Origin of the sequence: Virgibacillus sp. 6R (assembly GCF_001895305.1) — a bacterium.
GTDB lineage: Bacteria > Bacillota > Bacilli > Bacillales > Amphibacillaceae > Virgibacillus > Virgibacillus pantothenticus.
The window spans coordinates 1616928-1635444 of sequence record NZ_CP017762.1 but is presented as its reverse complement, the minus strand read 5'-3'; the positions used below and the strand labels follow the sequence as shown (position 1 = coordinate 1635444).

Sequence of the window (18517 nt, the reverse complement as noted above, 5' to 3'; positions counted from 1 at the left end):
GAAGCTAAGGAGACCTGCGGAAAGCGAAGCACTTTGACATAGCGATGTTAGGAGTTTTTTTCATACAAACAAGCCGGACAATCCATTTATAATTGTTCGGCTTGTGCTATATAGTATTTTCTTATGTTTCAACCTCTTTTTACATTATCTACTTGCTAACGGTAATATATCAAAGGGAGTTTCGAAAATATAACGTGCCGATGTATAATTAGCGGTTGATGCGACTCCCCAAGCAGCTAGCCCAAAATCTACTCCTGCCGCTGCTGCACAGTGCATATCATAAATGGAATCACCAATGTAAATGGCATTCTCTTTTTCGCAAGCTAATAATTGCAGTGCCAAATTTAATGGATCAGGATTAGGTTTATGCTTTTCTGTATCGTCTGCGCACACGACAGCTTGAAAATGATGGGCAATATCTAATTGATAAAATCCAGCTTGCATTTCTTTTTGGTTTTGTGAAGTAACAATCGCTGTTTTAGGTAATTGAGAAATAGTATCTATTACACCGTTAAATAATGGCACGTCACTCATGAAAGGCTTTTGTTTTTCCAACCAAGTTTCTAACGTCGTAGGAATATCAGCAATATTTAGTATTTCAAGCGTACGTAAGCCTGGGATACCTACAGAAAAACGAAGCTCATCTATTGTTTTGTTAATCCCGTTTTCATATAAGGCGGCTTGTAATGCTTCAAGTCCAATTCTTTCCGAGTCAATAATCGTGCCATCTAAATCAAATATAAAAGTCGAATACAATTTTTTCATCCCCTCTAATTATGATTAATTGTAGTGTAGAGGATGAAATGCATTTCAGGTCAACAGTGAAGTACTCACCACTTACTTCTTACGGCTTCTTAAAGTGGGGCTTCTTGGGTAATTACCACTTTTTAATAGTACTAAGCTAATCCTATTATCCCAAGAGTTTACATTGGCAGTCGCTAATAAGCATGTGCTTCTTTTTTGATGTCCGTGCAGAGTTATAATCTCAATTACGATTTAGTCCGCAAGCACATGGATAGGTACGTACGAACAATACGCTTTCTCTAAATTAAAAAATAATGATCACTTGATAATACGCATTACTTCCTCGGTAGCTTTTGCAATAAGTTCATCATTCCCTTCAGCATCTTCTTCATCCCGGCTAGAAAGAACAGCAAGAATAATCGGATCTTCATTTGGTGGCCAAATAATAGCTATGTCATTACGTGTTCCATAGGATGCAGCCCCTGATTTATCACCAACTTCCCACCCTTCCGGTACTCCTGCTCGAATTAAATTGTCTCCTGTTGTATTTCGTTTAAGCCAATTTACTAATAGATCCTGTTTTTGCTTCGTTAGTACGTCTCCCATTGTGAAAGTTTGAAGGCTTGTTGCGAGTGCTTTCGGTGTGCTTGTGTCCCTTGTTTCTCCAGGTTTTACCTTATTTAATTCAGGCTCAATTCTTTCCGGTTTTGTCACATCGTCCCCAATGTCGCGAAGTGCTTGTTTAAAACCTGCAGGTCCACCGATCCGTTTCAGTATGTAATTAGCGGCAGTATTATCACTATAACGCATGGAAGCATCACTAAGTTCATTCCATGTCATCAGTTTATTCACATGTTTTTCAGTAATTGGATTATAGTTTACAAGATCGTCTTCTTTGATTAAAACAGTTTCTTCTAATTGGTTTACATTCATCTTTTGCAGCAGTACACCCACAGCAAGTACTTTATGAGTGGAAGCATAAGCAAACCGATTTTCTGCCCGATAAGATACAGTCTTCCCAGTACCAGTATCCATAGCATATATACCAAGTTTTGCATCATATTCTTTCTCTAATAGACGGAAAGCCTCTTTTTCAATCGATGGTGTTGACTCTCCGCTATATACATTATTAGCTGGTTTCGCCTCCATTTTTGCACAACCAACAAGCGCAAGAAAAATAAAAAATAAAGCTCCAATAATTTTCGTATGATGTAGCATTTTTATCAAAACCTTTCCGTTTTTAACTTTTATAGTCATATTGCAAAATGAGATTTATTACTTTTTTGCAAATCCAATAAGTGACTACATATGTAATCTAATATTACATATGTAGTCCTCGCTGTCAAATAAAATGGCAGCTCATCATTTATCCTGTATATAAGGTGCTGTAAGACTACCACGCCAAGAGTGGAAAAGATACATAGAAGTATAAGTGGTAGATAACGTCACCTAAATTCTCGTTCGTTCGAGGCAGGCAGAATGTTAATCACAGGAGGCGGTGCAAACATTAGAAAAACTTGGCTTGTCGCCAAGTTTTATGGCGGAAGCCTTTGTTTTTCTTATACTATAAACCAAAAAATCTTGACTTTCCTATAGTGGAACAAAGGCGCGGGGCGTCCGTTTAGCAACCGAATGGAACAAATCCACGGAGATAAAGGAATCATGCCACTAAAACAGAGGTATGCCGACGTCATGGCGGCAAGCCCGTTTTTAGTCGGCCTTTCTCTTAGCGACGAACCGATGATACTTATCGTAGGGCGCATTTCTAAAGTCGCATCATTGCTGGGCTCATGTGCCAGACGTGGCTATTCGGTTATTTTCTTTTCCACTAGCGCCTCATTTTATACTTTCTTACATTCGGACAAAAAACTGGGAATCAGTACCTTACATAGAAAAAGTGTTTTTTCAAGGACAACCGCGATCTTAGACTTTGATCTACTATTTCAAGTGGGGGAAAGATAACCGCTACTGATTAGAGATTTCACTTTATACGTGCTCATGTAGAGGACCGTTGGATTATTTCATAAGGGATTTCTATTTTATCTAATGTTCGGTTTACAGCAAGCTCAAAGGCCTGCGCTCCTAAAGCTGAAAGTCGGTGGTTAACTGTTGTAATTCCTAAGGCTTCTCCAATTGGTTGATTTTCTTGCCCTACAATTGCAACCTCTTCAGGAATTTGCAGTTTGTTATACTGACAATATTGGAAAATTCCCCCTGCTACTTCATCGCCATTAGCGTAGATTGCTGTAGGTCGGTTCTTTTGATTCAAAAGTATTTCTGCAGCTTTGTAACCATCTTCTAAGCAAAAGCAATTTCCAATGTGAAATTTTTGATACATTTCTCCAATAACGTTCTGATAAGCGTTGATTGTCTGTTTTGTACTTATACTTTCATTCCCCCTTGCCGTCGTAAAGGCAATTCTTTGATGCCCTTTCTGTTTCAGCATTTGAAATACTTCTAAGTATGAGGCGAAACGGTCTACATAAGCACAACCTATTTCCTCTCTTTCCGTGTATTCACAAGAAATAATTGTTCCGTATTGTGTAAAGGGGATAATTTTGTCCCAATGATTTGCTTTTGACGTTATGATGAGAGCATCTAATTGTTTGCTTTTCAGCATAGCCAAATATTCCAGTTCTCTTTTTTTATTATACTTAGAAGGAAGTACAGTTACCGAAAAATCTAACTCACTGGATTTGTTTAGAATACCATGAAGCATTTGATCAAATGCTTGATTATTGTTATAGGGGATAATAACACCTATTCTTTTTGTTTCCCCACGTATTAAATCAATAGCGTTATTGTTAGGTGTATAATTAAGCTCTTTGATAATCTGTTTCACCTTTAATCTTTTCTCTTCTGAAACATACTTATAATTATTTAATACTCTTGAAACCGTTGAAACAGAGACACCGGCTAATTTTGCTATATCATGAATGTTCGTCATTACTATGCTCCTTATATTAAAATAGGCGGCTAAATAAGCCAAGCAAAACTAGAACTCCTAAAATAATCCACCAAATATTTTTATTGAAGGAGCGTGGGAGACGTTTTTTGTTCCAGCGGTTTGGGTCAAATTGGATATCATCATCATCTCTGTAACGGTTGCGTCTTGCAATGGCTGCCCACGGATTATAGCTATTTGCACCTGCTAAAATAACGGGTGCTATGATAAAACCGCCGAGGAAACCAAAAACATGGCCGGAAACATTGATGCCTGGATTGAAGAATGTCATGACTAGACCAATAATTAAAATAGTAGTAACCATTTGCGAACTAATTTGGTCAATAAGGTGTTTTCGAAATAACACCATAAAAATATAGATGCCGAACAATCCAAAGATTGCCCCTGATGCTCCTACATGGTTATAGTATAAATCTTCCACGAAATAAGTCCCTAGATTTCCGAATATGCCAGCAAAAAGGTAGCCAAGGATAAATTTGGTTCTCCCAAGCATTTGTTCTAAAGCAGGACCAAATAGAACAAGGGAGAAGGAGTTAAACAGTGCATGCATTAAATCAACATGGAGAAATATCGGGGAAATCAATCGCCAATATTCACCTTGCTCAACCCAATAATTACTTCCACTCCCTAACTGGTAAAGCCATATACCAAACGGTAATTGTAAAAGATTAATCACTAGCCATAAACCTAAGTGAACGATTACAAGCGTGGAAACGATTGGATAGGATTGCATAAATTCTTTGATACTTCTTTCATGTCTTATAAACATTTGGTTCCTCCATGGAATAGGTTTTTAAATTGCCTAACAAGGTGTATGATAGAATTAAGCTCACAGGAAGTTGGTTTTAACTAATTTGGTTGCTTTTCTATTTTTTAAGCATACACGTTTATAATTAATTTTATCCTACTAAATGCTATTTATAAAGTCGAATAAAAATGACAAATGAAGGTTTTTTGCAACGGTTTATACCAAGTAGTTGTATTTTACATTTAAGGGAATGATTCAAATCGTTAAACATAATCCTTTTATTGAGCTGTATACATGTGGCTCAGTAACCGAGTAGTAAGCATTTAAGCTTAGAAAGTAAGCTGTTTTGATCTTTATGAACGTTTATGAACATGAAAGAAGTGTTCAAAACGATGTTTGTAATCGTGACATCAACTAGTAGGTCGCAATTAACTATTTGTTTTATCCCAATAAGACTCCCCTTCAGGAGTTGGATAATCTGTACAGCAACAAGTCTAAGTGGAAGATAACCACTACCTAAATGCCCTATTTCGAAAGCGGCCTTTAGGTCACTATTACGGTGCTAACAAGCCGTGGGAGATACAATTAAAATCGCCACGGCTGGAAGATCCACTTTATAATGTACTTCAATCATAAGTATTGTAGCAACTGTTTTAAACATTTATTTTCCGTTAGTGATCTTATTGTTACGAAAAGGAGAAAGAGATGATTAAAGGAATTGGTATTGATATTATTGAACTGGAACGCATTAAACAGAGCATAAAGAACAATGGACGCTTTATAGAACGGATTTTAACGCCTGCAGAGAGAGAAGGTTATAGATTATTAACGAGTGACAAAAGGAAGGTAGAATATGTTGCTGGGAGATTTGCAGCAAAGGAAGCATTTGCTAAAGCTGCTGGTACTGGCATCGGTAAGCTCTCGTTTCAGGATATAGAAGTAACAAAACTGGAGAATGGATCTCCTGTGTTAAATGTAAAAGGATTTGAATCGGTTGCCATATTTGTATCGATCTCCCACGCAAAGCATTATGCTGTAGCCCAGGTTGTTCTAGAAGCACAATCATAGTTTTGGTACGGTCGAAAATAAGCAAGTAGACCTTTCATTTATTTCAAAGTTATTTTGTGGGAAATGGAAAAGCTTTTCATACAGAAAATGATGCTGCTTTTTAAATAGATATAGTACAAGAGATAATAACGAATGCATAATCACAAGGTTTGTCTCATATATTTTAGTGCGGGTAGGAGGGAACAAATTTGTTTATTGTCACCGCGAAAGAAATGTACGATATGGATCGTTTAGCAATGCAGGAAATTGGTTTGGATGGAAAATTGCTGATGGAAAATGCCGGACGAGCTGTTGCGTGGAAGGTAATGAGGAAGATTTCTCAGACGGATAAAATTTGTGTATTGGCAGGGGCAGGTAACAATGGTGGGGATGGATTTGTTATTGCACGTACGTTGCTGGATCATAACTATCATGTAGAGGTATTGCAAGTAGTTCCAAATGATAAAGTTACGGGCGATGCATATAATCACAAGCGTATTTATGAAAAATGTGGAGGTCAAGTTGTTCCGTATGAGACTGGATCTATCCAGATGGTTAAAGAAGCAGACGTACTCATTGATGCGATGATCGGTATTGGGATCAAAGGCGAAGTACGGGAACCATTTGCTTCACTTATTTCGCTTATCAATGCGGAACAAAGCTATGTCATTTCTGTAGATATTCCTTCAGGGGTACCAGCAGATGAAGGCGGAGAATCGTTTCACGCTGTACAAGCTGATTACACCATCATTATCGGTGCACCAAAGCAGAGTGTTTTTCTTCCTTACACTGCAAGCTATTATGGAGAATGGGAGGTTGTTTCTATTGGCTTGCCGACGTTTATTTTTAAGCGTCTTACAAGTAAGGGGATGTGGCAGCTAGAGGATGTGAAGAAGACTTTGCCAAAACGTCAGTTATTTGATCATAAGGGCAATCATGGTAGGGGATTGATTATTGGTGGCTGCAAGGAAATGCCCGGTGCTTTATCCATGTCTGTACAAGCAGCATTAAAGTCAGGAGCTGGTTTGATAATGGGTGCCAGTTCTCTACCTGTTATTCAGATGATTGCAGGAAATTGTGTCGAAGCTACGTACTCTGCTTTATCAGCGACAGACGGCTATCTCGATAACCATTCAGAGATAAATCTAGACTCTTATGATGCAATTGCTATTGGAATGGGGTTAGGTCGAAAAGAATGTACAAAAGACCTAGTAAAGTATGTAATAGAGAAAGCAACATGCCCCATTATTATCGATGGTGATGGTCTGTATCATTTATCTCAACTGTTGCCTCAAATAAATGAAAGAACGCACCCATCCGTTATTACTCCCCATCCTGGAGAAATGGCAATGCTATTGGGGGTCTCGGTTCGTGAGTTATTGAAGCAGCCATTTCAATATGCAAAGGAATTTGCCACAGCTTACCGTGTCTATGTAGTCTTGAAAGGAAGATACACGATTGTTACTTCCCCAGAGGGTGTGCAAATGGTAAACCCCACAGGCAATCCGGGGCTTGCTAAGGGGGGAAGTGGTGACGTCTTAACAGGAATTGCTTTGGCCATGGTGATGCAAAAGCAAAGCTTGTTACAAGCTTTAAGTAATGCCTGTTATATTCACGGTATGTCGGCAGATTTACTAGTACAGCATCAGCATTCTGAACATGATTTACTTGCAACCGATGTAATTAACGGAATAACTGATGTATATCGTACCATTTCGAGTAGTGGATGATATGGGTTCCCTTTGTTTTACGTTAGAAAAGGATAAAGATGAGCGCTATGTGGTGTAATCATCATGGATGTCCTAAGTATAAGTACAACGAGGCAGTCGCCTGCGTCTAAAGGCTTGGCGCTAGCTAAGTTTGCTTTAATTAACTGAGACAAGGGAGATATGTACATGAAGATGAAAATCAGTGGGTTACTTATGTTATTCGGCCTCGTAATCGTATTAGCTGCTTGTGGAGAAAAGACACAAGAGGATGTTGTTGCAGATTTAAAGGAAACAGTCGAGAAAATGGACGGCTATAGAGCGAAAGCAGAAATGAATATGAATACAGGTCAAGAGCAACAAACATTTCAAATCAATATTTGGCACAAAAAAGATGATATGTATCGCGTTGGATTATCGAATAAGTCGGATGAAAAAGGCAACCAAATTATTTTAAAAAATGACGATGGGGTATTTGTATTAACCCCAGCATTAAACAAAAGCTTTAAATTTCAGTCAGAATGGCCGCAAAACAGTAGTCAACCGTATCTGTATCAATCTTTAATTCAAGATATTGAGAAGGATAAGGAAGCAGAATTTGAGGTTACAGACTCGCATTATGTGTTCAAGACAAAAACGAATTATCAAAGCAATAACAACCTGCCTTATCAGGAAATTTATCTTGACAAAAAATCGTTACATCCCACTCAAGTAAAGGTGCTAGATAAAGATAAAAATGCTCTGGTCGATGTTAGCTTTTCTAGTTTTGATAGCAAAGCAAGCTTTAAAGATGATGATTTTTCGATGAAGAAAAACATGGGAAGTGAAGAGTCGGAAGAAGCTGAAGAAACAGCTGCTATAACTGAGGAGCAGGAAGCGCTCACGGTCTTTTACCCATCGTACATGGCAGGAGCAGAACTGACTGAAAAAAAAGAAACGTCAACAGAAACCGGCGATCGCGTTATTTTAACGTTTGAAGGGGAAAAGAATTTTACACTGGTTGAAGAAAAAGCACAAATACGGACGACCATGGCAACTCCTAATGAAGTAGAAGGCGAGATTGTAAATTTAGGATTTGCAGTAGGCGCAATAACAGATAATTCTATTGAGTGGACGCATAACGGGGTAGATTTTATGTTAGCAAGTGAGGAGTTGACGAAGGAGGAGCTCATTGAAGTTGCGAAATCTGTCCAAAGGAAAGAAGTTAAGTAATTTTCAGACAAGGGCCAAGCAGACTCTATCGTGGATGAGTCTGCTTTTTCATTGCACTATAGGAAAGTATAAGATTTTTTGGTTTATAGTATAAGAAAAACAAAGGCTTCCGCCATAAGACTTGACGACAAGCCAAGTTTTTCTAAAGAGATAAGAAAGTATAAATTTAGGCGCTTGGAGATAACGAAATAACCGAATAGCCACGTCCGGCTCTATCGCCCAGCAACGATGCGACTTTAGAAATGCGCTCTCCGATAAGTCCTCATCGGTTCGTCGCAAAGAGGAAGGCCGACTAAAAGCGGGCTTGCCGCTCAGGCATACCCCTGTTTTTAGTGGCATGATTCCTTTATCCCGTAAAAAGGCGTTGTAGACTCCCACTTCAAGAATGGAAGATGTGAGCTGAACAAGTCGAAGCGGGAGGTAACAGCATCTAAATCCCCGATTCGTTCCATTCGCTACGTTGCTAAACGGGGCGCTTGCGCCTTTGTTATTTGAACAAAAACGGAGCAAGCATTGACAGGGTATATACAACGAGAAATAATAGGAAGTATCAATTTTGCACAGACTATTTGGTATGAAAGGGGTAAGCAATTTGGAAATTCATCGAAATACATGGATAGAAATAGATTTGGATGCAGTTGCATATAATATAAAACAAATACAGAAAAAGCTTCCAAAAGAAACAAAAGTAATGGCAGTAGTAAAGGCAGACGGCTATGGGCACGGGAGTATCCAAGTTGCTAAAAAAGCTTTACAAGCTGGAGCAGATTATTTAGCAGTGGCATTATTAGAAGAGGCGATTAAGTTACGCGAGGCATCCATAACAGCCCCTATTCTTGTGTTAGGCTGGGTTCCGCCAGCATCAGCGATAGAAGCAGCAAAACATGGTATTACGCTAACCTTTTTTCAAAAAGACTGGCTGGAACAAGTAAATAGCTATTCATTTTCTAAGCCGCTTCATCTTCATTTAAAAGTGGATACCGGAATGGGCCGGATAGGCATAAGGACGAAAGAAGAGATGCAGGATATTTTACACGCATTAAACAAAAATCGCAGCATATATTTAACTGGGGTGTTTACTCATTTTGCAACAGCAGATGAACCTGAGTCGACGTATTTTGAGGAACAGCGAACTCGCTTTAAAAGACTCCTTTCCCGACTTAAAGAACAAGGTCTAGAAAATCTTGATGTTCACGTCGGTAACAGTGCTAGTGCCATACGTCTGCCGGAGGACATGTATGACTATGTTCGATTTGGGATTGCGATGTATGGATTATATCCTTCTCAAGCAGTAAAAGAAAAGGGGGAGATAGATTTAAAACAAGCTTTTTCTTTGCACAGTAAGCTCGCTCATGTAAAAAGATTACAACCAGGAGACTGTGTTAGCTACGGGTGTACGTATCAAGCAGAAACGGAAGAGTGGATTGGCACGCTTCCTATTGGTTATGGAGATGGTTGGTTAAGAAGGATGCAGGGCTTTTACGTACTAGTGAATGGAATACGGGTACCTATTGTCGGAAGAATTTGTATGGACCAAACGATGATCAGATTGGATCAAGCGTATCCAGTGGGGACTAAGGTGACGCTTATTGGTTGTCAAAACGATGCATGCATTTCAATGGATGAAGTGTCGGATTATGCTGAGACCATTAATTATGAGATTCCTTGTATATTGAATAACCGTGTTCCTCGTATTTATAAAGGGCAGTGAGCACAAAGTTATTTTGGAAATGGTTCGAATTGTATAGTGTATGTTCTAAAAGCGAGCAGCAAGATCTGTTAAAGCAGAAATGGCTGAAAAATGGCGCTTGCTGAGTTCTGGTGTTTTATTACAACGTTACTACTTGCATGTGACTTCCGGAGGTGACATTCGCAAAGCTGTTAACTTATCAGCGCAGACGAAATGAGGCTTTTTGAACAATCGCTAAAGATACTGTTGAATAAAGGCTTATTCTATTTGCTATACCACAATAAAGGTAATAATAAACGACAAAACAAGATATTTTTTGGGGAATTTTTAAGGAACCCTTTGCAAACAGGCGAATTCAATGATATTATAAAAATAACTTTTACAAAGTTCGTTCAACAGTTGGCGGAGGTGTGATGGTTTTGTCAGAAAGCTTGCAAGAAGTATTAGTTAAAATACCGAAAAACCTGTTAAATGAGGTGGATGGTCTGGTGAAGTATGAGAATAGTGATTTGAGTGATTTCATATGTCAGGCAACAAGGAACTATCTTCAGCATAAAAGAGATGAGCACTTTCAACAATTTCGCGAAACCATGGAAAAAGGTTATGCAGAAATGGGTCGTATTAATTTGACAATTGCTTCAGAAGCTTTTCAAGCTGAAGAGGAAGCAAAAAACACCTTGGAACGCTCTGTGATCGGGGTGTAACCATTTGATCGTACAAAGAGGCGAAGTGTATTTCGCTGACCTTTCCCCTGTTGTTGGATCAGAACAGGGAGGCATCCGCCCGGTATTGATCCTGCAAAATGATATCGGGAATCGTTTCAGTCCTACCGTTATTGTTGCTGCAATTACAGCGCAAATTCAAAAAGCAAAGCTCCCTACTCATGTGGAGATTGATGCAAAACGATATGGGTTTGACCGTGATTCCGTTATTTTGCTAGAGCAAATACGAACACTTGATAAACAACGGTTAACAGATAAAATTACAAAATTAGATAAAGAAATGATGAAAAAGATCAACCAGGCATTGGAAATCAGTTTAGGACTGAAGGATATGTATGATCAATGATAATCCTCTTGTGATATGACAAGAGGATTTTTTACAAGATAAGAAACCACTATAGCTCGCATTTCGAGTTACCATCTATTATGAAAATAAATTTTAAATCTAAATGAGGTATATACCGTATTCATTATGCGTTTTATGTCATAATTTTAGAACTGGATGTTTTGGAAAAGTAAAATGGTCAGTATTAGTGTTGATAAAGAACCCGCAGATACTAAAGTGATTATTTTTCGTCTATTGTCCTCTTTGGAAGATTTTATAAGCTCTCGAAACACCATAATCCATATAATAGTAGAAACTATAGCTACTATGTTAATGATATCTGTAGACATAATTGATTCCCCTTTCATTTATATTATAATCGGATTCACCGTTTAAGCTCCAGTCATTATAGCCTCTGTCACCCTATATACGAATTAGAAGAATTAAAAGTTTCATTTATTAAACCATCCTCGCTGTTTTGCTGCAATCCCTCTAAATCGTTGTAACTCCTTGAGTCAGCGGTGGTAATTATCGATATTATACAGGTAAAGTCCCTTCGTGCGAACTTTTCCTCAGGACAATAAAATCCATCTTGATTTTTGTACCTAGATTTTTGTTTGATAATAGTTCCTGTAAAGCGCCATGAAGTAAGAGAACCATAAATATTCTTTTCTCTGTTGGATTTGTTTTTGAATGGTTTTTAGGAACAGCCTTGCTCTCACGGTCATTATCAATTCTACCATTTGTTGTTTATCATTTTTTAAACAATTCCCCTAAGTGCTATTCAAAAAACAGGACTTGCTCTCGGCTCCTTTAAAGTAACGAAATCCAGCGAATTAAATTTTGTCTGCTATAAACCGATGCTGATACATCCGAGTGTCGAAGTTTCTGAGAAAATGGAGTTTTTAGCAGCAGTTTTGTACAGGAATGAAGATCTTCTTGGATTCATTATGTGGGTTGTTTTACATAAGACATAACGAGGAAATGCTTGAGTCTTTTTGGCGTATTTTGAACATCGCTTTAATGGAATATTATTTCATTCTGTTTTTGTTTCTGTGTTACAATAAATGTTGATATGTCTTGAATTTTGTAAGATTTCCTCGATGCGAGCGTGGTGACATCTTGTACTTTAAGGCTTTAGGAATACAGTAAGCAAGCTACTTAACGTTTAAGTATGCTTGACATATATGACATGAATGGGAGTCTTACACTTATAAATGATATGACTTAACGAGGTAGCAATCAAGTAAACTGGGGGTAATGAAATGGATGAGAAGTTAAAAAAAATTGCTATTGAAAACAGTGATTCTATTGTTCAGCTTTGGATGCAAGAAATTAATTCTTTAAAGCTAGATAATTATACAGCAAGTATTTCTGATGAGTTATTTGAAAGTACAAATCGCCAATTTGTTAATGTTATTTTTACAAGCCTTAAAAATGCTGGCTCGCCAAAAGCGGTTGAAGAATTTTCGGAAAAAATTATTAACCTCGGTTGGCCGTTGAGTTATATTACTGATGGCTTACAAGTATTTCGTAGGGTTACAATCGATTATATTTTGAGCCAATATGAACAGCTTGACCCAGCATTTATTTCCAATGTGTTGAAAAGTGTTGATACATGGGTGGAACCATTAATCCGACAACTCGTAAATGAGTATTCAGGAAGCTGGGAAAACACGGTATCATTACAACGAGTGGCGCTGCAAGAATTATCTGCTCCATTGATTCCTGTTATGGATGGGATTACGATTATGCCTTTAATTGGAACGGTGGATACAGATCGTGCCAAATTAATTATGGAAAATTTACTGGACGGTGCAATTAAACACAATTCAGAAGTTGTTTTGATCGACATTACTGGAGTTCCTGTCGTGGATACGATGGTGGCGCATCATATTATACAAGCAGCAGAAGCTGTTCGTTTAATCGGTGCAACATGTATTCTTGTTGGTATTCGACCGGAAATTGCCCAAACCATTGTTAACCTTGGGATTGATTTAAGCAAGTTTCCAACGAAAAGTTCCTTGAAGAAAGGGTTTCGTACAGCGCTCGAATTGACAGATCGCCAAATTGTTGATTTGGAAAATAGAGCAGATAGTATAGAGCAAATGATTCAATCGTTAAAAGGAGAGTGAACAGCGTGCGAATACCTATTTTAAAGCTTCACAATTACCTACTTATCTCCATACAAACAGAAATCGATGATCAAACAGCCATTCAATTTCAGGAAGACTTGTTAGATAAAATCCACAAAAATGGTTCTACAGGTGTAGTCATTGATTTAACTTCCGTCGACATCATTGACTCTTTTATTGCCAAAGTTCTAGGTGATGTTGTAACAATGTCAGATTTAATGGGGGCAAAGGTAGTTTTAACAGGAATTCAGCCTGCCGTAGCAGTTACGTTAATTGATTTAGGTATTCACCTGAAAAATGTACCGACTGCATTAAACTTAGAGCAAGGCCTTATTAAACTCTACCAGGATTTGGGGGAATAGCCAATGAAGCCTCAATCTTGCGTGAATATAAAAAAAGAATGGGATATAGTAGGTGCACGACAGCTAGGTAGAGATATTGCAAGGGAAATTGGTTTTGGCACTGTTGATCAGGCTAGAATCGCTACGACCATATCGGAACTAGCAAGAAATATTTATTTATATGCAGATCACGGGCAAATATGTTTTGAAGTCATTGATACGTTTGAGCAAAAAGGATTATGCATTATTGCCATAGATATTGGTCCTGGGATTGAAGATGTTGGACAAGTCTTAGAAGATGGTTATTCAACCTCCGGTGGGTTGGGTGCAGGTTTACCTGGTGTGAAGAGGCTAATGGATGAATTTGACCTTCAATCAGAAGTTGGTAAAGGGACTCGTGTAAAAGCGATCAAATGGCTAAGATAAAATTCATTTTATGCTACCGTTACAAAAATATAGGAATAACTGTGGGAATATAAGCGTTATAGCTTAATAGAAGAAATGCAACGGAGTGTAGTAGACGCATGTTTTGATTAATTTTATTATATCTAAGAGCTATTAACTGCTTCCCATTATCCAGTTGTCATGGAGAGTGAGGGGGAAAATAATGAGCGGTTTAATGAAATTAGATACAGAAGCTTATAAAGCATTAATGAAACGATACATTGAAACAAGAGATGAACAATCGCTATATGAAATTGAACAGGCTAGTAAAGCGTTTATTAAAAATAATGTTCTTCCTGATGAAATTGTAAATATGCATATTCAATCTCTCCAAGACTTGTACCCAAATTTAAGTGAAGACATTCAATATTCCATGAATTTTTTACTAGAAGCAATGATTGCCTATGGGATTGCTCATCAAGAGTATCAGCAGCTTAGAGAAAAGCAATCTGAATTAAAAGCGGAAATATCAGTTGCAGCTAGCATGCAAGAAACACTTCTGGAAACAAAGAAGCCGAATATTGAAGGTTTAGACATTGGAGTTATAAGTGTTCCTGCACACCAAATGAATGGCGACTACCATCATTTTGTGAAAGGAAGAGATGGATCATTAGGAATTGCGATGGCTGATGTGATTGGAAAGGGCATTCCCGCTGCCTTGTGCATGTCGATGATCAAATATGCCATGGATAGTTACCCTGAGGATGCAATGACGCCTAAAGCTATATTAGCAAATATGAATCGAGTCGTGGAAAGAAACGTTGATCCAAGTATGTTTATTACGATGTTTTATGCCCAATACCTCCCTTCTGACCATACACTTCGTTACGCTTCAGCCGGTCATGAACCAGGATTTTATTATAACTCTAGTCAGGACGTTTTTGTTGAATTGAAAACAAAAGGTCTTGTTTTAGGTGTTACACCGGATACTACTTATCCCCAGTATGAACTGAAAATAGAGCAGGGGGATATGGTGATTCTCCTAACCGACGGAGTTACAGAATGCAGGGATGGCGAACGCTTTATTGAGCGGGAAGAAGTATTAGATGTCATTAAGCAGAACGCCCATTTGCCTGCGCAGGTGATGGTTGATCAAACATTTAAATATTTTGAACGTTTACAGGACTTTGAACTGCGGGATGATTTTACATTACTTATTTTACGCAGAGAAGTTTAAGCATTTTCAGTAATGGGTATTAGTAAGTGTAATGTGGTCTTATTGAATACGCATCTAATACCTCGTGTGTTTATCCCGTATGTAAGGCGCTCTACGATTTTCACTTCAAGGTTGGAGGTGAAAACAAATAAGCCTAAGCGGGAGATAACAACATCTAAATAGGTCATACCCTTGTGGTACGAAACATTCAGTAGGAAATGGAGGCAAACTCTTCCTGAATGAAGTTTTATTTTACACTATAGGAAGTATAAGGTTTTTTGGTTTATAGTATAAGAAAAACAAAGGCTTCCGCCATAAGACTTAGCGACAAGCCAAATTTTTCTAATTATGTTGTGATTTAGGAGGGAAAGTATGAATCTAACGATTAATGTGGTGAATGAAGGACCAATGAAATCGGTTGTTTACTTGGTTGGAGAAATTGACGCTTATACTGCTCCAAATTTAAAAGAAGCATTAATTCCGCTTACGAGGCAAGAGGAGCATCATGTAGAAGTAGATTTAGCGGAGATAAATTATATGGACAGTACTGGTCTGGGCACATTTATTAGTGCATTAAAATCATCGAAAGAGTATAGCAGTAAGCTTACGCTTGTGAATATCCAAGACCGTGTGCTTCGGTTATTTAAAATCACCGGCTTAGATGAAATCATGGATTTACGTGCTTCGATTCGAGGTGGGAGCGAATAATGGAGAAATTTGATTTTATTGAACTGAAGGTTCCAGCTAAAGCAGAATATGTAGGAGTTGTAAGGTTAAGTATTTCAGGAATTGCCAACAGAATGGGCTTTTCTTATGAAGATATAGAAGATTTGAAAATAGCTATATCAGAAGCCATTACTAATACGGTGACCCATGCGTATGATGAGGATGAGGATGGTGAAGTCACCATTGGATTTGGTGTCTATGAAGATCGATTGGAAATCATGGTTGCAGATCATGGTGGAAGTTTCGACTTAAATGAAATAAAAGATGGGATTGGACCATACAAAGAGACCGAATCGATTGAAGAATTAAGAGAAGGGGGTTTTGGTCTGTTTTTAATTAATGCATTAATGGATAAAGTTCAAATCAATAATCATTACGGTGTCATTGTATTAATGACAAAGTATATACATGAACATGAAGCTGAGGTGGGCTTGGATGACGACCAAATCTCAACCACACAATAGCGGAAGAGATGAGGTTTACCAATTAATTGAATCATTGCAAAAAAAGCCTACTGATGAGCAGCTACAGGAACAACTTGTACTCAAATATAAAGATCTTGTAGAATCAATTGCACGTAAATACTCGAAAAATAGTGCAATTCATGAAGACCTTGTCCAAGTAGGTATGATCGGTTTACTTGCTGCAGTCCGCCGGTATGATTCAACGTTCGGTAAATCTTTTGAATCTTTTGCGATACCTACTATTATCGGTGAGATAAAAAGATTTATAAGAGATAAAACATGGAGTGTACATGTTCCTAGACGTATTAAAGAATTAGGTCCCAAAATAAAAAAAGCCGTCGATGTTTTAACGATGGAAAATCAATCTTCCCCCTCCATTAAACAGATAGCAGACTATTTGCAAGTGACGGAAGAAGATATCTTGGAAACAATGGAAATGGGGAAAAGTTATAAAGCACTTTCTGTAGATCGGAAAGTAGAGGCAGATTCCGATGGCAGCACAGTTGCTATATTAGATTTAGTTGGCAAAGAAGAAACGGGATATGAACAGACGGATCAGAGAATGCTTTTGGAAAAAATATTTCCGATATTGTCTGAACGTGAACAGAAAATCTTACAATATACCTATTTTGAAAATAAGAGCCAAAAGGAAACTGGTGAATTACTAGGCATATCGCAAATGCATGTTTCACGGTTGCAACGACGTTCATTGCGTAAATTGCGAGAAGCAATTCAGTCTGAGAATTCGGAGGTCTTTGATTAAAGATGGAACAAGTCCAGGTGTCTGTATTTCAACAAGCGAAAACAGGCAATTACTACTGTGGTGATAGCTTCTTTTATGAAGAGACAGACCGTGATTTTGTCTGCGCCATTGCGGATGGGTTAGGCAGTGGTGAATTGGCAAAAGAATCGTCTCAGGTTGTCATTGATATTATTAAGAGCAATATCCACGCAAGTATTGAAACAATTATCAAAAAATGCAATGAGCAGTTACAAGGAAAACGCGGTGTGGTCATCGGTATTCTCAAGCTTGATTTTCTAGCGTCGATGTATTCTTTTTCTTCCATCGGCAACATTGGCATTCTAACGATTACTGACAATAAGCAGAAAAAGCGTAATATCCCCAATGCTGGCTATTTAGCAGGCTACCATCGACCATTTAAAATTGTTCGTGAGAAGTTGCAGCCAAATATGATGTTTATTATGTTTTCTGACGGTGTAACTGATCGAGATTTATCGCAAAAATACTTAATGACGAAAAATGTACAAGAAATTACGGAAACATTTAAACATATATCAAATGTAAACAGAAGTGACGATACAACATTAATCGCCATGCACTATAAGGGGGCTGATTGAAAGCAAATCAGCCCTCCATGCTGGGGTGTGGATGTACATATATTAAAATGGCAGCTCATTTAATAGCGAGGGAGTAATGGTTTGTTGTTCCCAGTCTTTACGAATGATTGCATAAAGCGCAGTATCAGGAAATAGTTCCATCTGCGTTTTCCCAAGCACTTCTCAAGTAACCTTCTTTGACAAAATTGGATTTAAAGAAAGCTTTTCTCATCGCTATATTATCATGCTTCTATTCTGATCTTTTCTTCAAAGTTTGTAAATACATAATCCGCAATCCAATTAACTGCTTTTGTTCCGTACCCTTTTCCTCTCATATTGTTTGCGATTCGAACATCTAAGAGTATTGGAATGGTATCAGAAATATCTCCAATAATTATTAAACCAATCTTCGCCCCATTTTTTCCATCCAGAATGTTTCTTTGTCCTCTTCGAACCACCCATTATTGTAACTGATTATAACATCTGCTTCTGTGAAAGTGGATTTTACGTGAAAGCTCCAGTGATTCAAGGTATATAAAGCAATGAGTTCATCTTGTAAGATAAGCAAGTATAAAATGAGGTGCTTGGGGATAACGAAATAACCGACTAGCCACGTCCGGCGCATGAGCCCAGCAACTAGGCGATTTTAGAAATGCGCCCTACGATAAGTTCTCATCGGTTCGTTACCTCACCGTGATTCCTTTATCTCCGTTGATTCGTTCCATTCGCTACGTTGCTAAACGGGCGCCCCGCG

21 protein-coding genes are annotated in these 18517 nt (G+C 38.1%); 15 read left to right on the top strand and 6 right to left on the bottom strand.

Annotated features, from left to right (window positions below; genetic code table 11):
• Positions 1–144: 144 nt before the first annotated feature.
• Positions 145–765: an HAD family hydrolase gene (locus BKP57_RS07485; RefSeq protein WP_232231359.1), complete on the bottom strand. Its 621-nt coding sequence runs from the start codon at positions 763–765 to the stop codon at positions 145–147.
• A 297-nt stretch (positions 766–1062) separates the two neighbouring features.
• Entirely contained in the window at positions 1063–2001 is a 939-nt protein-coding gene (gene bla / locus BKP57_RS07480) for a class A beta-lactamase (protein WP_232231357.1), read from the bottom strand.
• A gap of 375 nt (positions 2002–2376) precedes the next feature.
• On the opposite strand from bla, the gene BKP57_RS21985 reads away from it, so the two are divergent.
• On the top strand, positions 2377–2706 hold the full coding sequence (locus tag BKP57_RS21985; protein WP_198035032.1) for a hypothetical protein: 330 nt from the start codon (positions 2377–2379) through the stop codon (positions 2704–2706).
• Positions 2707–2740: 34 nt separating this feature from the next.
• On the opposite strand, the gene BKP57_RS07475 is transcribed toward BKP57_RS21985, so the two are convergent.
• Positions 2741–3691 carry a LacI family DNA-binding transcriptional regulator gene (locus tag BKP57_RS07475; RefSeq protein ID WP_072741266.1) on the bottom strand — a complete coding sequence of 317 codons (951 nt, stop codon included), beginning with the start codon at positions 3689–3691 and terminating at the stop codon, positions 2741–2743.
• A gap of 16 nt (positions 3692–3707) precedes the next feature.
• The gene (locus BKP57_RS07470; RefSeq protein ID WP_072741265.1) at positions 3708–4478 is read right to left on the bottom strand and encodes a rhomboid family intramembrane serine protease; all 771 of its coding nucleotides are present in this window, start codon (positions 4476–4478) and stop codon (positions 3708–3710) included.
• Between the two features lie 684 nt (positions 4479–5162).
• Here BKP57_RS07470 and acpS point away from each other — a divergent pair.
• The 6 genes from acpS (at position 5163) to BKP57_RS07440 (ending at position 11180) form a co-directional block, all read left to right on the top strand.
• Positions 5163–5525, top strand: a complete 363-nt coding sequence (gene acpS, locus BKP57_RS07465; RefSeq protein ID WP_050351130.1) for a holo-ACP synthase — start codon at positions 5163–5165, stop codon at positions 5523–5525.
• 188 nt (positions 5526–5713) lie between these two features.
• Complete coding sequence (locus BKP57_RS07460) at positions 5714–7234, top strand: bifunctional ADP-dependent NAD(P)H-hydrate dehydratase/NAD(P)H-hydrate epimerase (protein WP_072741264.1); 1521 nt, start codon at positions 5714–5716, stop codon at positions 7232–7234.
• Positions 7235–7399: 165 nt separating this feature from the next.
• Positions 7400–8422 carry a LolA family protein gene (locus tag BKP57_RS07455; protein WP_072741263.1) on the top strand — a complete coding sequence of 341 codons (1023 nt, stop codon included), beginning with the start codon at positions 7400–7402 and terminating at the stop codon, positions 8420–8422.
• A 592-nt stretch (positions 8423–9014) separates the two neighbouring features.
• On the top strand, positions 9015–10133 hold the full coding sequence (alr, locus tag BKP57_RS07450; protein ID WP_232231356.1) for an alanine racemase: 1119 nt from the start codon (positions 9015–9017) through the stop codon (positions 10131–10133).
• Between the two features lie 398 nt (positions 10134–10531).
• Positions 10532–10816, top strand: a complete 285-nt coding sequence (locus tag BKP57_RS07445) for a CopG family ribbon-helix-helix protein (protein ID WP_077298901.1) — start codon at positions 10532–10534, stop codon at positions 10814–10816.
• Between the two features lie 4 nt (positions 10817–10820).
• A complete protein-coding gene (locus BKP57_RS07440; protein WP_050351134.1) occupies positions 10821–11180 on the top strand; it encodes a type II toxin-antitoxin system PemK/MazF family toxin in 360 nt (119 codons plus the stop codon).
• A gap of 146 nt (positions 11181–11326) precedes the next feature.
• On the opposite strand, the gene BKP57_RS22745 is transcribed toward BKP57_RS07440, so the two are convergent.
• Positions 11327–11509, bottom strand: coding sequence for a hypothetical protein (locus BKP57_RS22745; protein ID WP_072741262.1), 183 nt, complete (start codon positions 11507–11509; stop codon positions 11327–11329).
• A gap of 915 nt (positions 11510–12424) precedes the next feature.
• Between BKP57_RS22745 and BKP57_RS07430 the strand changes: the two genes are divergently transcribed.
• The 8 genes from BKP57_RS07430 to BKP57_RS07395 all read left to right on the top strand — a co-directional run bounded on the left by BKP57_RS07430 (position 12425) and on the right by BKP57_RS07395 (position 17784).
• Entirely contained in the window at positions 12425–13294 is an 870-nt protein-coding gene (locus BKP57_RS07430; RefSeq protein WP_072741261.1) for an RsbT co-antagonist protein RsbRA, read from the top strand.
• A gap of 5 nt (positions 13295–13299) precedes the next feature.
• Complete coding sequence (locus BKP57_RS07425; RefSeq protein ID WP_050351137.1) at positions 13300–13656, top strand: STAS domain-containing protein; 357 nt, start codon at positions 13300–13302, stop codon at positions 13654–13656.
• A 3-nt stretch (positions 13657–13659) separates the two neighbouring features.
• Complete coding sequence (locus tag BKP57_RS07420) at positions 13660–14061, top strand: anti-sigma regulatory factor (RefSeq protein ID WP_050351138.1); 402 nt, start codon at positions 13660–13662, stop codon at positions 14059–14061.
• Positions 14062–14242: 181 nt separating this feature from the next.
• A complete protein-coding gene (locus BKP57_RS07415) occupies positions 14243–15256 on the top strand; it encodes a PP2C family protein-serine/threonine phosphatase (protein WP_050351139.1) in 1014 nt (337 codons plus the stop codon).
• Positions 15257–15607: 351 nt separating this feature from the next.
• The gene (locus tag BKP57_RS07410) at positions 15608–15943 is read left to right on the top strand and encodes an STAS domain-containing protein (RefSeq protein ID WP_050351140.1); all 336 of its coding nucleotides are present in this window, start codon (positions 15608–15610) and stop codon (positions 15941–15943) included.
• Positions 15943–16425 (top strand): anti-sigma B factor RsbW, encoded by a 483-nt coding sequence (rsbW, locus tag BKP57_RS07405; protein ID WP_050351141.1) that lies wholly within the window; start codon positions 15943–15945, stop codon positions 16423–16425. Before BKP57_RS07410 ends, rsbW begins: the two co-directional genes overlap by 1 nt.
• On the top strand, positions 16397–17188 hold the full coding sequence (sigB, locus tag BKP57_RS07400; RefSeq protein WP_050351142.1) for an RNA polymerase sigma factor SigB: 792 nt from the start codon (positions 16397–16399) through the stop codon (positions 17186–17188). Before rsbW ends, sigB begins: the two co-directional genes overlap by 29 nt.
• Positions 17189–17190: 2 nt before the next feature.
• The gene (locus BKP57_RS07395) at positions 17191–17784 is read left to right on the top strand and encodes a SpoIIE family protein phosphatase (protein WP_050351143.1); all 594 of its coding nucleotides are present in this window, start codon (positions 17191–17193) and stop codon (positions 17782–17784) included.
• A gap of 221 nt (positions 17785–18005) precedes the next feature.
• Here the strand turns inward: BKP57_RS07395 and BKP57_RS22740 are convergent, their stop codons facing one another.
• A complete protein-coding gene (locus tag BKP57_RS22740; RefSeq protein WP_232231355.1) occupies positions 18006–18221 on the bottom strand; it encodes a GNAT family N-acetyltransferase in 216 nt (71 codons plus the stop codon).
• Positions 18222–18517 lie beyond the last annotated feature (296 nt).